The 15,661-nt window shown below is 42.7% G+C and carries 15 protein-coding genes and 1 pseudogene; all 16 read right to left on the minus strand.

Annotation, left to right across the window (positions count from 1 at the left end; translation table 11 throughout):
- Positions 1 to 5 precede the first annotated feature (5 nt).
- Positions 6 to 3,368 carry a hypothetical protein gene (locus K8S19_02115; GenBank protein MCD4812480.1) on the minus strand — a complete coding sequence of 1,121 codons (3,363 nt, stop codon included), beginning with the start codon at positions 3,366 to 3,368 and terminating at the stop codon, positions 6 to 8.
- A 159-nt stretch (positions 3,369 to 3,527) separates the two neighbouring features.
- The gene (locus tag K8S19_02120; protein MCD4812481.1) at positions 3,528 to 4,040 is read right to left on the minus strand and encodes a dihydrofolate reductase; all 513 of its coding nucleotides are present in this window, start codon (positions 4,038 to 4,040) and stop codon (positions 3,528 to 3,530) included.
- A gap of 2 nt (positions 4,041 to 4,042) precedes the next feature.
- Positions 4,043 to 4,894, minus strand: coding sequence for a thymidylate synthase (gene thyA / locus K8S19_02125; protein ID MCD4812482.1), 852 nt, complete (start codon positions 4,892 to 4,894; stop codon positions 4,043 to 4,045).
- A 48-nt stretch (positions 4,895 to 4,942) separates the two neighbouring features.
- On the minus strand, positions 4,943 to 5,086 hold the full coding sequence (locus tag K8S19_02130) for a hypothetical protein (protein ID MCD4812483.1): 144 nt from the start codon (positions 5,084 to 5,086) through the stop codon (positions 4,943 to 4,945).
- Positions 5,086 to 5,457, minus strand: coding sequence for a DUF86 domain-containing protein (locus K8S19_02135; protein ID MCD4812484.1), 372 nt, complete (start codon positions 5,455 to 5,457; stop codon positions 5,086 to 5,088). Before K8S19_02135 ends, K8S19_02130 begins: the two co-directional genes overlap by 1 nt.
- Positions 5,450 to 5,740, minus strand: a complete 291-nt coding sequence (locus K8S19_02140; GenBank protein ID MCD4812485.1) for a nucleotidyltransferase domain-containing protein — start codon at positions 5,738 to 5,740, stop codon at positions 5,450 to 5,452. Before K8S19_02140 ends, K8S19_02135 begins: the two co-directional genes overlap by 8 nt.
- Before the next feature lie 64 nt (positions 5,741 to 5,804).
- The gene (locus tag K8S19_02145; GenBank protein MCD4812486.1) at positions 5,805 to 7,517 is read right to left on the minus strand and encodes an ATP-binding protein; all 1,713 of its coding nucleotides are present in this window, start codon (positions 7,515 to 7,517) and stop codon (positions 5,805 to 5,807) included.
- A gap of 10 nt (positions 7,518 to 7,527) precedes the next feature.
- Positions 7,528 to 8,571 (minus strand): SIR2 family protein, encoded by a 1,044-nt coding sequence (locus K8S19_02150; protein ID MCD4812487.1) that lies wholly within the window; start codon positions 8,569 to 8,571, stop codon positions 7,528 to 7,530.
- Positions 8,568 to 8,798, minus strand: a pseudogene (locus tag K8S19_02155) (site-specific DNA-methyltransferase). Before K8S19_02155 ends, K8S19_02150 begins: the two are co-directional and overlap by 4 nt.
- Before the next feature lie 155 nt (positions 8,799 to 8,953).
- Positions 8,954 to 9,277 carry a nucleotidyltransferase domain-containing protein gene (locus K8S19_02160; GenBank protein MCD4812488.1) on the minus strand — a complete coding sequence of 108 codons (324 nt, stop codon included), beginning with the start codon at positions 9,275 to 9,277 and terminating at the stop codon, positions 8,954 to 8,956.
- Positions 9,247 to 9,633: a HEPN domain-containing protein gene (locus K8S19_02165; protein ID MCD4812489.1), complete on the minus strand. Its 387-nt coding sequence runs from the start codon at positions 9,631 to 9,633 to the stop codon at positions 9,247 to 9,249. The genes K8S19_02160 and K8S19_02165 overlap by 31 nt, the downstream gene beginning before the upstream one ends.
- Before the next feature lie 114 nt (positions 9,634 to 9,747).
- Positions 9,748 to 11,136 carry an asparagine--tRNA ligase gene (asnS, locus tag K8S19_02170; GenBank protein ID MCD4812490.1) on the minus strand — a complete coding sequence of 463 codons (1,389 nt, stop codon included), beginning with the start codon at positions 11,134 to 11,136 and terminating at the stop codon, positions 9,748 to 9,750.
- Between the two features lie 220 nt (positions 11,137 to 11,356).
- Positions 11,357 to 12,478 carry a radical SAM protein gene (locus K8S19_02175; protein ID MCD4812491.1) on the minus strand — a complete coding sequence of 374 codons (1,122 nt, stop codon included), beginning with the start codon at positions 12,476 to 12,478 and terminating at the stop codon, positions 11,357 to 11,359.
- Positions 12,465 to 12,599 (minus strand): MGMT family protein, encoded by a 135-nt coding sequence (locus K8S19_02180; protein ID MCD4812492.1) that lies wholly within the window; start codon positions 12,597 to 12,599, stop codon positions 12,465 to 12,467. The genes K8S19_02175 and K8S19_02180 overlap by 14 nt, the downstream gene beginning before the upstream one ends.
- A 58-nt stretch (positions 12,600 to 12,657) precedes the next feature.
- Entirely contained in the window at positions 12,658 to 13,920 is a 1,263-nt protein-coding gene (locus tag K8S19_02185) for an anti-sigma factor antagonist (protein ID MCD4812493.1), read from the minus strand.
- A gap of 92 nt (positions 13,921 to 14,012) precedes the next feature.
- Positions 14,013 to 15,661, minus strand: a 1,649-nt coding sequence (locus K8S19_02190; GenBank protein MCD4812494.1) for a hypothetical protein, incomplete at its 5' end; no start/stop codon positions are given.

Below are 15,661 nucleotides of genomic sequence, written 5' to 3' on the forward strand. Positions count from 1 at the left end.
CCTTTTTAATGAAAATTACGTGATCCGGCCGGTTGATATTTGTACTTTATTCTAATGCTATACTCTATACTGCCATATCCATCGTCACTGCCAGTCATATCCAGCACTTCGAAAAGACCATATTTATTATCCAATGTCCGCACTGCGTAAGTATGCCCAACTGCGGGATTAATATTGTATCCATCACTGCCTATGTATTGTCCGTTATCTTCGGGAACAGTGGTTACGCTATCTATGCTGACTATCCCTAAATCCAGCGCACCGGAATAAGGCGGAGTGGTATGATTCATTAAAATCGCCGGCACTCCGTACGGTTCGACCAACATATCATGAGGATCATCAAAGCCAACAAAAGCATGCCCGGTAGCAAAAAGAAAGAGCCTGTCACCTGACGGTGACAAGGTCACCATCCCCGAGGGCAAGGGTGCTTGTACTACCTCCCCCTGGAGTACGTTGGAAAACATGCCAAAAAGAGTAGCCGATGATTTGAGCACTTGATTACGAACGCCGGTACTAATCACCATAACTTCCCATTGATTCTCTTTTACGGTTGAGTTGGTCCGCGTGTTTATATAAGATTTATTCCAGTGGAAATTAATCACAATGATACCTCGATCCATCTGCGCGATATCAACTACGGGCTGGATCCGGATATTATCGGCATTGCGGAAAAAATTCCTGAGATTTTGCTCCAGGGCGTAACGGTCGCCGTAATATTGATCAGAGATATGACGCATGAACAAGGCAACATTTTTGGTTTCATAGCTTTCTTTTAATTTGTCCAGGAGGGCTTGCGCAATTTCCTGATAAGTCTGATGAACATACTTGATTTTAATACGCGGAAACTCTTCCTGTAAGGAATGATCCCTCTCTTTATCCACTGCTTCACCGGAAATATAAAAGGTTTCATCACCCAGCGGAGCAAAGACCAACTCAAACATCCGGTTCCCGTTTTTATTATAAACAGCTGTCCGGCGATCGCCATTCACCTGAATAAATACTGTAGCAACATCACTGCCGCCATAAAACTCCGGTTTTTGATGGGTCCGGCGATGGAAATAATAAAATGACTTGGCAAAACCCCTGATCACAATCTTGCCGTTGACCAGACTATTTTTGTAGACTGTCACTGTGCCGTCTTGCAATGTATTCAGTGGTTGATCCTGAATAACGACATCCTCAATGACCGGTCTCGAGTCCTTTTTCCATTTAGTAATCAAGGGTTCTTTCATATCCCTTAATTTTTTAAGCATAGTCTCATTCTCACGGCACATGCCGTAAAACTTGCGAAACGTGTCCAGTTCGTCATAAATCTCCAGAATTTCTTCAATATCCTCGTTACGCGTTTGTCTGCCATTAAGCTTTTCCGCCTGACCCAACAGTTTGCTCAGCAAAACTTGGGCTGCCTGGTTATCCTCGTTTTTTTGAGCCTGGTACTTGTCAGCCTCACCATCCCGCTGCGCAGCCCTGGTAATAATTTCCTGATATAATACAAACACCTGTTCAATGGCTTTCAGTGTCTTTTGTTTCTTATCCGTACTGCTTTGATACCATTTTGCCCGGATGCGCACACCTTTTTCATCACCACTCCACTTCAGGGTAGTTGCATAGGTTTTTATGTATTGCTGAATTTCCTCATTAATCATAGTGATTTCCAGCATATCCTTATCCATTTTATTTTGAATGGCCCGGGCTTCTTCTGAAATCCGGCTATAATCAGCTGCGGATAATTGAGGAAAAACCTCTTTTTCCGTACCGTGAAAACGATTACTGATGGGAAAACCAACATACTCCGCCTGGGGATTGGGACGATTTTTACTAACCTGTTTTCCCTGCCAGTACCAAACTCCATAGCTAAGGAGCGTATCAATCTGTTTGTGTTTGTCCGCAAATTCTTTTTCAACGCTCTCATACTTTTCCTTCAAGCCGCTCCAGGCTTTGACAGCTTTGGTAATCGGACTCTCCACATTGTTGAGGATAAATTGGGTAATCGATTTCTTTACATCACCATTCTTACCCGCTCGTACCCCATTCACCGTCAGCGTGGCATCTGAATCCATTATCCCTTTAACTTTCTCAATCTTCCCAACCTGATTTTCCACCTCTGACTTGATGGAACCGCGTAAATTTTTAATTGCCGACAGTATGCCTTCCAAAGAAACAACCCACTCGGCAGCTTCTTCTGATTTGCGATTCACCTCATCAACCGCTTTATAATAAGGTGTGATATTTTGTTCTCGAATCTCTTTATCCAGACGATTCCAAAGCCCGGCATAAGCCTTCAGCATAGCGGTGGTTTTCTCTTTTTGCTTGGTAACTTTGACAATTTCCTGATTCAGTTGGGATACCACAATCATGAGCGCTTCGACATTCCATATCGTGGCTTTGGCATATAACTTCTGTTTTTTGCCGACATAATCCTCATCAAGATAGGGTTTTAAATTAGTGCGCGTTTGACTTAAACGCGTTTTCAGACTTTTAATATCCTGAATAATAGATCCGGCTGATTTGTGTTGACCTTTGACCGCTGCCACTGCTTTTTTATTTTCCTTATCCAGCGCTTCGGCTTGCTTTTGTTCTTGGTATTCCAACAACAAGTCCTCCGACGTACCGTCCCGGTTGTTGAAAATTTCTCCGTATTGGCGCAACACACTATCCAGTTTTCCTGATAAATTTTCTAAAGCGCGTAATCGTTTTTCCAGAGCTGCGGTCTTTTCTTTCTGGTTCTTAATTTGATCTTCACATATAGTGCCCGCTTCTTTCTCAAACTCTTTTATTGTCTCAAGTTGGGCTTGCAGTATATCAGCATCTTTTTCATACTCGGTCTTGGCACTGGTAATCCGGGCATAGGCATGATTTGCACAAATCCTGAGCGCACCGCCTTTGGAAAAATCAAAGTGATCAATAAAAACCTTGACTGCTTCCCGCACAACATTGGCCTTAAATTGTTTTTTCAGTTTTGCGACAACAACATTGGTTTGCCTTTGCTTTTCATCCAAACGCTCCTTTTTATCAACGCTGCGCTTGATTTCAGCTTTGGTCTTTTTAATTGCCACAAGATAGGGATTGACTGCCTTCACCCCATTGGGTTTGTATTTCGGAATTTCCGCACGAATATTGGCAAGGGATTGACTAATCGCCTTGCAGCGGGCAGCCAGATCGTTAATCTTTTGCTTACCGGCTTGCAGCCCGGCAGCACCTTTGAGAGCCTGTCGGCTTAAAACAACATTGGCGGTATCATAGACTTGTACACCTACCGCATTGATCTGACCCTGGATGGCGTTGTACCTACCGTGGATATCAGAACTGCCCCGGCAAATCGAGCATGCCAGGCTGAATGTGAATAATAATAGAATTAACTTTTTCATAATCCCCCCAATACGCAACTATGCATTATTAATCGGCAAATTAAGAAAAGGCATAAGTAATGCAAGCGGAACGTTCCAATTTCACAGCTTAAGTTCTTCCGGATTTACCGTTTTTTTCAGAACCGGCTATTTAGGCGCCGGGGCATACAATGAATCAAATCATTTTTCAGCAAAACGGTATCTTTTTATAGAATATTTCAAACCATTTTCTTCACCCGGGCGAATTTCCTCAACCATTGTAAAAGCACTATACTCCGGAAAAAAGGCATCACATTCAAATGCATGCTCAATTTCCGTAATAATCAATTCCTCTAATGCAGGATGTGAAAATGCTTCCGCATAAATACTTGCGCCGCCAATGACAAACATGTCTCCGCCAAAGGATTTCGCGAGATCAAGCGCTGCTTGCAATCCATCGGCCGTGTTCGGTGCAGAACATTTTTCAGGATGCCGGGTAATGACAATATTTTCACGCTCCGGCAGCGGACGAAATTTCTCCGGAATGGAGTCCCAGGTTTTCCTGCCCATGATGACACAATTGGGTTTATCCAAGTTCTTTGAAATCGTGGTCTGCTTAAACCACTGCATATCGCCTTTTAAGCGCCAGGGCAATTGATTCCCTTGACCGATCCCCCGTTTAGCATCCACTGCGACAATGATTTTAAATCCCATGATCAGACCGCAATCGGAAAAACAATTTTAGGATGGGATTGATAATCAACCAGTTCAGTCTGGTCATACTGCCAATCAAAAATAGAGATAAAGGATTTGGTCTCAATACGCGGTAAGGATAAGGGCTCACGCTTGAGCTGTTCTTTCGCGCCCTCGATATGATTTTCATAAATATGCACATCACTTAACATACCGGTGACCATGCCTTCCTTGAGTCCGGCTTCTTTAGCAAGCAAATGGAGTAAAATGGCATAGGAAGCCAGGTTAAATGGAATGCCCAGCATCAAGTCGCAGCTGCGCTGGAACCAGGTTAAATTCAACTTATTCCCGATCACCACCAGATGAAAAAGAACATGACAGGGCGGCAAAGCCTGATGCGGCAGTGCGAGCGGATTCCATGCCGATACCAGCATCCGCCGGTCCTGCGGATTGGTTTTTAAGGTTTCAACCACTTGCGCAAGTTGGTCAACACCCTTTTTCACATCATCAGATTGTCCAAAATGACGCCATTGAAATCCATAAACCGGACCCAGATCATTTTCTTCCATCTGGATTCGTTTGCGTTCCTCATCCGGGGTGCCTTCCGGAATATGGTCAGGCGAACACCATTCATCCCAAATATGGCAGCCGCGTTCTTTGAGCCAGTTTTTATCGGTCAAGCCTTTGATAAAAAATTCCAGCTCTACGCGAACGGACTTGAATGCCATTTTCTTGGTAGTCAGCAAGGGAAACCCGTCCGCCATATCATGCTGCAACATTGCCCCGGCCAGCGAGAGCGCCTTCACACCGGTCCGGTTCTGCTTTACATCCCCTTCCGTTAATACTTTTTTGACCAATTCAAGATACTGTTTCACCCAACATCTCCTCTAATTAAAACAAAGTGTTTTTTCTCAACAAAACTACTATTCTTCTTTATACCGTCTAAAACTCCGTGGAATTAGTTTGTCATAACTTGTTTCCCGCAACGCCTCATCCGCCGGAAACCAGCGAAGATCGGGATCGAGTATCTTGTAGGACGAATGCGGAAAATCAGGATGAATGGTCATTATTCAATATCCTGAATAATTTTTTTGATTGTATCGGCAAGAGGTTTTATCTGGTGTTTGCAGACCCAAAAGATTTCTTCAGCATCTATATCAAAATAATGGTGCGTAATAATGTCCCGCATTCCTTTGGCGCCTGTCCAGTCTATTTCAGGGTATTGCTTCAAGAGTTTGTGATCCGTAATTTTATCAATTTTTTTCAGACTTTCGCCAATGGCAATAATCATCATACAAATACTGTCTAATTTATCTATACCGTCCGGAGTATCAGTAAAATCGCTAACCGCGCTAATCGGCTCAAAACGTCGGATCACTTTTTGAATCGCATCATAAATCTGCCGCAATACATCTAAAATTATTTCTTTATCATACATACACAGCTTCCTTTTCAATCCGTTTTTTTAAAAAAGGATTCATTCTTTCACGAAGTCTCACAATGTCTACATGCTGGTGGAGTTGTTTCTCCAAATCTTGTTTTATATGCACGATGTTAAAGGGGTCCGGGATTTTAGTTTCAAGAAAAACATCCACATCGCTTTTATCAGTAGCCTGGTCTCTGGCAACAGAACCAAAAATGCCCAACACCAAAATGCCGTATTTTTCAGCATCCTTTGCTTTAAATTCTTTGAGTATTTTAATAACATCGGAACGGGACATACTTTTTGCTCCTATAATTTAATTTTACTTTTTACCATCTTTCCATTTATCGCAGATTTGTTTATCACGCTTTTGTCTGTTTCCGCAAAGAATCAATTGCAGCTTTGATAGCATTCTCATCTTTTGATTTTGCCCATTCATCCCAAAAATCAACTGTAGCGCTTTTTGGCTTTACTTTTGGTTCTGCAACTTTTATTCTACTGGGCAATAATGAAGCATCACCAACAATCAACGCCTCACCAATATCAAGTATTGGCAATAATTCAGCGAAATTACCTAAACTATCGGGAAAAAGACGCTTTATTACAGACTGATCTTCAGCATTAGTTAGTCTCATAGCAATGAAGTTATTGCTTTGGCTTAAAACAGTACGGTTTACATCTGCCGGGCGTTGACTAACCACAACTAAACCAATGCCATATTTCCGACCTTCTTTCGCTATTCTTTCAAAGTTACTTAATGCAGATTCATCAATAGTGGATTTAGGATTTTCTGTTATATAAAGGTGCGCTTCATCACAAAATAGCGCAATAGGATGCCTATCTGCCTCTTTTGTCCATTGTTGAATAGAAAATATAACTCTTGCTACCAATCCGATAATCAAAGGTAAAATATCAGACGGAACTTCTGCAAAATTAATAACTTTCACTCCTTTTGCGCCCTTCTCAAATCCCATTAGTTTTTGACCGAATTCTTCAAACCATTCATACTTCTGCAAATCAGCATTTGAGCTGAATAAAAAGTTAAGCCTTTTATCGCTTTGTTTTGTTTTTAGTCTTTGAATAAATCTTGTTAGTTTCCCAAACAAAGGGCCTTGTTTTTCAGTTTTCGCTCCAGGAACCATTTCTTTATCAAAGTTATCCAATTCAGTTATAACTTTATCCAACGCATAAGGTAGCGGACTATCAATGGTAAAATTACTTAAAATATCGGTTTTATTTTCATAATTAAGTTTGCTTTTCTTTGCGTTGATTACAGCGTCAAAAAAAACCCTTGCTTGATTGGGAGCATTTTGGTCGCTCCTGTCCAGCATCATGGCTATCATCTCTTCATATGTAAGCAGCCAATAGGGCAAAAAGATGTTGTTTCCAACATCACTATCGCCTGGTCCGGCAATTTTCAAGTGCTCAATGCTTTCAATTTCATCGGCCAACGGTTTGTACTCACCGTGAATATCAAATATCAAAGCATTTGCAGATGGCAGACTTGCGACTTGTTCAATAAGCCTTGCTACACTCCAGGACTTACCTGAACCGGTACTGCCCACAATAACAGCATGACGCTGAAAAAACTTATTTCCATCCAGCCAAGCTTCGGCTTCATCATCCAAGGTATATTTTCCCATAGATAATGGATTCTTATTCTCGGCTGCTAACGTAGAAATCGCTCGCATGAATTGAGTTAATTTCTCACTGCTAATCACAAAGCATTCGGCATTAATTTCCGGGACAGTTTCCAGTGTACGTTTAAACACATTTGGCTTTGTCCCTACTTTGTCAATATGCGTTCCTATCAGAGTAATTTTTACTACATTCTCAACAATAGTCCCTTCATCAGGCATATCTTCATCAATTGGATTGGAAGATGCTTTTCTCATGATTTTAGTAACTAATCCTATAAGAAATTGTCCTACTTTACTGCTTCTTAATGCTACCAGATGATTAACCTGTAATTGTCTGAGTTTTTCTTCATTTCCAACTCTGACTACAACTGTTGCTGTATCAACACTTTCTACCAATCCAATAGCATCATCACTTTCATAATTAAAAATACTCATACTATTCTCCTTAAAACCAAATATTCAAAAAATTGTTTAATTGCCAAATATCACCGTCTAGAACATCCGTATTATTTCTATTGTCCTCAAAATAATGTACCCTAGTTTTATTGCTTTTGTCATCTTCTTCCAAAACAATTGATTTAACCTGATTATTTAGTAATATTTTTTTCCCGTTATCTGATATTTTTTTTGTTATCGCTACAATCGGTTTTCCCTTTTGCTGTACCTGGTGAATTAACTTTGGTTGAATATGCTCATCATTAAAACCATAACCAATACATAGAAAACACGGTGCCTGCTCCAATGCCTCATCTGCTTTGCTCATTACAGTTCTGTATGGTTCATTGTGCGTTCGTTGATATTTTTCGATTCCAGGAGTCACTATCAAAGGAATGCTATTTTCGGGAATTTCTTTAGCTAATGGTGATGAAAAAGAAGTACTATTTTGCCTATTGAACCAATCCAATGAACCATGCACTTTCCAAATATCAATTCTGTTCTGACTCGAACAGTTCTGAAGATAATTTTGATTAAAATTCAAAATATACTTCCCTGAAAAGCCAGTATGAATATTTGCATCAGCTAAGTCTGCTGCATATTCTGCAACTCTGTCATAATTGGTTGTTATTATTTTTAAATGCTTAGGATGCGATTGAAGTAATTTTAAAAATAAATCTTTAAGGAAAAACCCGCTTGTATCTTTAACTATTTTTTTATAGAAATCCAAATCTTTCCCATTAACTAGTTTCCAGGTCTCGGCCACAACTCTACCAACCAAATTTTGAGATAACTGAACATTTTGCAGTGCTTGTTCTAAATTATTTGTCTTTTCCAACTCTTCTAAAAAATTAATCCATTCTGTTGTTTTATCAATAATCGTACTCCTCAAATTTTCAGCAAATTCATCCATTGATGGCAAACCAAAAGGAATGGTCGCTCCTGTACCAAGTATTACAACCGGTTGTTTCTCCAGATATTTTTGAACCATCTTTGCAAACTTATTTTTTTTATCTTCCAAAATATTTTTTTCTGTATTAGAGGCTCCCTTCATACCCTCACCTCAATAATCTTCATAGTGTCATTGCCGAAGATATCCACAACTTTAACCGCAATTTTTGTCCGTTTTTTCGAGCAGGGATAATAAGCGGATTTCAATTCCAAAGAGCGGTCTTTTTTTGTGCGGAAGCTCTGCCATTCATTCTCGAAAACAAAATCTCCGGTCCAGACTTCCTCAACCTCGCCGGAGGCCTCGTTCTTTTGGCGCACGATCTCCCGTTTTTCATTGTCTGTAAGATTTAAAGGCATGCTGTTATTCCCTATTTTTCTTTAAAAGCAAACATAAAAGACGGTATAAACCAGTTCATTAACTCAACTGCTTATTGTAATCAGCTCCCACGCCATTTATAGCGATGGCGTTCAGTGCCGCTCTTGCACTATGCTGCTATTTTAACGCCTTCACGCCTTGCCATTTCAATAATAATCCGTTCATCATTTTTTTCCCATTCTTCCACACCGCAAGGGACCGGTTCTATCCGGCTATCGGTACGTGCGGCTGTCCGCCATAACCGGTTAATATCTTCATATGAGTAACTTCCATCGTATTTCCTCGACACAACGATTAAGTCAATATCACTCCATTGATTTGATTTGCCACGGGCATAAGAGCCAAAAAGAATGCCAAATTGAACAGGAATCCCTTCTTCGCACAGTCTGGATAAATATTTTTTTACGCTTCCAACAATGCTGCTGTCAACCATTTCAAAACCTCCTCGCTTTGCGCCAACTTTTCCCGGCATTCTTCCCCGGATACTTCATCTACTACAGGATCCGGGTAACGACCTGCCAGATTGTAGCGATTCATATCCGCCAAAATATCGATATATTTGTCCGATAATTCCAATTGTGCTGTTTCAGCCAACCGATTGAGATTATGTAGCAAAGGTGCTATCGCCAGCGTTTTCCGGCACACATGCGCTTTCAATATTTTTTCCAGAGCCAAATGTACGTGAAATAAGCACTGGGTATAAAACTTATCGCGATCCAATGATTTTGCGGCCAATAATTCTTTTTCCGCCCCGATCTGCCAATATTGGATTTGTTTGGCAATATCCATCGCGTTTACCCCCAATATATTTTATTGATGTATTGTAAACAGTTCTCCTTGAAAAGAAAAGTATTTTTACCGGGAGCAATATCCCCCTTGAATCATCATACATTCCACATATCCTTAAAACTCCGCGCTCTGATACGCGCGCGGAAACGGAATCACGTCCCGAATATTCTGAATACCCGTGATAAACTGAACCGCCCGTTCAAATCCCAACCCAAATCCGGCATGAGGTACAGTTCCATATTTCCGCAGATCAAGATACCACCAGTAATCTTTCGGATTAAGTTTGGCGCCTTCAATTCTCGACAAAAGTTTATCGTAATCGTTTTCACGCTCACTCCCGCCAATTATCTCACCCAATCTCGGCACCAGGACATCCAGTGCGCGAACCGTTTTGCCGTCAGCATTCAGTTTCATATAAAATGCCTTAATTTCTTTTGGATAGTCCGTCACCATAACAGGCTTTTTAAAAATCATTTCTGTTAAATATTTCTCATGCTCCGATTGTAAATCCACGCCCCAGGAAACAGGAAATTCAAATTTTTGACCGCATTTTTCCAATTGCGCAACCGCCTCAGTGTATGAAATGCGTTCAAACGGTGTTTCAACAATATGCTCCAAAGTCGTGAGCAATGACTTATCCACCCACTGATTGAAAAATCGGATATCTTCTTCACAATACTCCAGTACATACTTGATAATGTACTTTAAAAATGCTTCCGCCATATCCATGTCGCGGTGAATATCACAAAACGCCATCTCCGGCTCGACCATCCAAAATTCCGCCAAATGCCGGGAGGTATTGGAATGCTCAGAACGAAAGGTAGGACCAAAGGTGTAGATATCCCCTAAGGCACTGGCATAAATTTCTCCTTCCAATTGTCCGCTCACGGTCAAACCTGTTTTCTTCCCGAAAAAATCCTGGGTATAATCCACCTGCTTATCCTTCATGGGTACCTGTTCCAGGGGCAACGTGGTAACCTGAAACATTTTCCCTGCACCTTCGCAATCACTGCCGGTAATAATCGGGGTATGAGTATAGTGAAAGTTCCGTTCCTGAAAAAATTGATGAATGGCCATACTCAACTTGCTGCGCACCCGCGTCACCGCGCCAATCGTATTGGTTCGCGGACGCAAATGCGCGATCTCCCGCAAAAACTCCAGAGAATGCCGCTTTTTCTGCAAGGGATAGGTCTCCGGGTCGGCAGTACCGTACACCGTTACCGCCGTTGCCTGCAACTCAACTGTCTGGCCTTTTCCCTGCGAAGCAACCAGCACACCTTCCACCCCCACACTGGTACCGGTGGTTAATTGCGGAACAATTGCCATATAGTCGTCCATGGATTGATCAAGTATCACCTGAAGATTCTTCATACACGAGCCATCATTGAGTTCAATGAAGGAAAATGTTTTGCTCTCCCTTTTGGTCCTGATCCATCCTTGCACCAACAGCGATTGCTGCTTCGGATCCATCACTAGAATTGTTTTAATTTTTTCAGGTTCCATTGTATGTCTCCATATTAAAATTATGTGTCCGCCAGTAGTGTCACCTATTCATGCAACACAATACATATTTCAGTTTCAACCCGCATATTATCAAAATCACTACTGTCCAAATTAACATATCACACTGTTTTAAAATTGTTCTAAAAACAATCCGATTCGCCCCTGTATTTTCTAATCAAACAGTAATATATCAAACTATTATTAAATTACGCAAGCCTGCTCACAACATCCCCGTCAAATACCGGCACGTCCCGGTATCTAAAATTTCATTGATGATTTTTTCCGTAACCGGTCCCACACCGGAAAGAGTACGTAATGAATTCTTTTTTTCCTTAATTGATCCTTCCAATTTTGATATCGAATAGGCCGCATAACCATAAGGTGATTTTTTCCCTTCCGATTTCAACAAATAATCCAGATGCTCCAGCATCACCATGACCCGGTCGTTATCCGAAAGAAATTTTGTGTATATCGCAGGCGGCATGCGCCTTGCAAGTTTATATTTTCCCGCCAACCTATTGAATCGCCGCTGAATTTCCATGGCGTAATCAGGCTGTGCATTTCCCCAGATATCACCGGTGTATATTTTATCGTACAGAGTTTGCAGACCGGGATATTTTTTTCCAAGAACATCCCGAAAATGATCCTGCTGAGCACCGGCCTTCAATGTCATGCCGCCAAAAAGCACAAAACCAACCCCAACCTCACGGGCTTGCGCTAAAGACTCTGACATTTCCTTTTCAGTATCTGTAACTCCGGGAATCACCGGCAGAAGAAACATCCCGGTTGCCAATCCGGCTTTTTTCATTTTCGCCAATACTGAAAGTCGCTTGGTAGGCGGGTCGCAGCCAGGTTCAAAAACCGCACTGACATTATCATCTGTGGAAGAAAAGCTCATACTGACCAGCACACGCTGCGTTCGATTCATCTCCACCAACAGAGGTAAATCGCGTTCCACCAAAGTCGACTTGGTTAACAAATGAACAGGATAATGAAACTGCTGAATAATACGAAGAATAGGGGATGCTAATTGATAGTGCTTTTCTGAAGGTTGGTATGTATCCCCCACGCCGCCGCCAACTAAAATGAAAGCGCGCTTCATAGGTTTGCGCTTCCGGCCGGGGTTCAACGCTTTTTCCAATAATTCAGGGGCATTCGTTTTCACAACCACATCATGCCCAAACTCACCCTCAACCCGGTATTTTTCCGCCCGGCCGTCGCAATAGGCACAATTATGTGTGCAGCCGCGGTATAAATTCATGCCATAACCGGACAAAAACCATGAATCAACTTTTTTATATTTGATTAGGATACTTTTGGCAAGTGTTTCATGTATTGGCATTATCTTGCTCTAATTTCAACAATCTTTTCTTCCCCGGAATTCCTCCGCCATAGCCAACCATTTCGCCATTGCTTCCAATATTCCGATGACAAGAAATAATCAACCCAATTGATTGACTCATTTATGAAATACGTCTATTGGCACCGATGCACACAACCCGTAATCTTCCCAAACGATGCTTACTCATCAGATTCACCGTATTTTTTTATCATGATGAGCTGATTATAATTTTTCAGACTTTCATATTTCACCTGATCCATCAATTGGTTGACCAAGAACCCGCCCACACCGCGTTTGGATCCTTTGGCAATATTGGCTTTCACAGAAATATTTTTTCGCTTGGTGACATCAAACGGGTCACCATAATCCCGGATCTGAATTTTAATCTGTTTTTTTTGAAATTCAATTTTTAACCGGAGAATCTGCCACGGGTCAAAATCATTGCCGTGTTCAATAATGTTGAGCAGTACTTCCTCCACAGCCAGGGCCACTGCATTGGTGGTCACATCATCCATTTCTTCTTTCTGACAAATACTGCTGATCATTTGGCGCAAAACGCCAAGATAATTAACGTCCGCATTGATCTTAACCTCAATCCCTTTGTACCGGGATTTACGCCGTTTGGCGGTGCTCCCCGGCTTAAGGGTAATGATATGTCCCCAGTCATCCACCGTAAAGGTTTCATCACATTTTTCACAACGGTACACTTCCGGTATTTTGACGATAATCTCAGTTGCACAAGTGCTGCAGTTGACGCGCATGGGAAACTGCACGGTTTTCCCCGGAGTTTTGATTTCAACAGCGACCTGCCCTTGATGCTTGCCATCAACAACCTTCAGTGCAACCTGCCCCGAAGCCGTAATCTTGATTTTGCCCTGCCAAACACCATTTTGAAAATCACCAATTTCATTAGGAAGCACCATGCCCTCCGGGACATCCAATGCGGGACGGCCGGCATAATCTTTGACAACATCATTATTTTTTTCTTTGGCCTCGATTTTAATGATGAAGTCCTCGCCCGAAAAAACTTCCGAGGATATCACGCTCATATCAAAGTGATCAATATCCTCCTCAACCTCTTCGGCCGCCGACCATTCCGTCAAGGCTTCCTCATTGTCATAAAACTCCAGCATGTCATCCAGCCCAATGGACTCAAAAATTTTCATAATTTTTTTGGAAACCCGGCAGGCTTTGATGTCCCCGCTTTCCTCCGCCCGGAATTCCTGGAGCATTCCCACAAAAATACCCACCCCGGCCGAACTGATATACTCCACCTCCGCAAGATCCACCACCAAACGGTGATGCCCCTGTTCCAGCAATGCTTCCAATTCCCTCTCAAAAACCGGCGCAGTCTCGGAATCAATGGATCCCTTGACAGCCAATAGGGTCACACCGGAAAGATGTTTGCTTTCATGTTTGGTCATTTCAATCGGTTGGCTCATGAGTGGTTTCTCCTTATCATAATCATCATTGCGGGTCGCGAAACATCCCACAAAAATGCAGTACCATCAGGCCGGGATATACCTGTGTATTTTTATCGGCTTGATTTCTTGACGGTTTTCATGCCCCACTTTGATTTCGAGGCTTTAATTTTGTTTGTTAACTTATTTAATAAACGATTATCACCAAACGCCCGGGCCATTTCCAAATGATTAATATCATCAAAGGTCCCAAAGGTCCCGACCACCAAGCGAACCGCCTCTTCCGAGGCCGGAGCATCCAAAATAGTGTGGGCGATCATCTGGGCATGGTACTGAAATTGTTCCGCAATGGCTTTGGCCCATTCAGGATTTTTGGCAAGCGCACTCTCGAATTCATTGACATATTGTTTATATTTTTCTTTTTGGCCTGCATAAACAAAGGTGTTTACTTTTTCTTTAAAAACTTCTCCGGCTTTTCCGGGTAAATAGGGATATTTCCGGAGATACGTATCCACCATAGTGATCTGAACTGTTTTTAAGCTGATTTCAGCAATCTCACCCATATCCTTTTTCTTGATCACTATTTTATTTTCTTCCTTCTTCTGATGCTGATTATAGATGGCGATAGCCTCAACACAAGCATCATACCAGTCCTGACGTATGCTTTCAAATCGTTCGCTCAATTCAATATAAATCGGATTGGCTGCCTGATTAGCGGCAGCTGATTTCCCAACAACTGCTGCTTGCTTGGCCTCTTCTTCTCCAGCTTGCTGTTTAGCTTCCGCTTCTTCATCCTGCTGCTTAGCTTCCGCTTCTTCATCCTGCTGCTTAGCTTCCGCTTCTTCATCCTGCTGCTTAGCTTCCGCTTCTTCATCCTGCTGCTTGGCTTCTGCTTCTTCAGCCTGCTGCTTGGCTTCCACTGCTTCAGCCTGCTGCTTAGCTGCTGCTCCTTCAGCCTGCTGCTTAGCTGCTGCTTCTTCAGCCTGCTGTTTGGCTGCTGCTTCTTCAGCCTGCTGTTTGGCTTCCACTTCTTCAGCCTGCTGCTTGGATGCTTCTTCTTCAGCCTGCTGTTTGGATGCTTCTTCTTCAGCCTGCTGCTTAGCTGCTGCTCCTTCAGCCTGCTGCTTAGCTGCTGCTTCTTCAGCCTGCTGTTTGGCTTCCGCTGCTTCAGCCTGCTGCTTAGCTTCCGCTTCTTCAGCTTGCTGTTTGGCTGTTGCTTCTTCTTCAGACTTCTGCTTGGCTGCTGCTTCTTCTTCTTCGGCCTTCTGCTTGGATGCTTCTTCTTCAACCTGCTGCTTGGATGCTTCTTCTTCAGCCTGCTGTTTGGCTTCCGCTGCTTCAGCCTGCTGTTTGGCTTCCGCTGCTTCAGCCTGCTGCTTAGCTGCTGCTCCTTCAGCCTGCTGCTTAGCTTCCGCTTCTTCAGCCTGCTGCTTAGCTTCCGCTTCTTCAGCCTGCTGCTTAGCTTCCGCTTCTTCAGCCTGCTGCTTAGCTTCCGCTTCTTCAGCCTGCTGCTTAGCTTCCGCTTCTTCAGCCTGCTGCTTAGCTTCCGCTTCTTCAGCTTGCTGTTTGGCTGTTGCTTCTTCTTCAGACTTCTGCTTGGCTGCTGCTTCTTCTTCGGCCTTCTGCTTGGCTGCTGCTTCTTCTTCAGCCTTCTGCTTGGCTGCTGCCTCTTCTTCGGCCTTCTGCTTGGCTGCTGCCTCTTCTTCGGCCTTCTGCTTGGCTGCTGCCTCTTCTTCGGCCTTCTGCTTGGCTGCTGCCTCTT

The organism is bacterium, from assembly GCA_021108215.1.
Taxonomy (GTDB): Bacteria; Oederibacteriota; JAAXVQ01; order JAAXVQ01; family JAUVAV01; genus JAIORK01.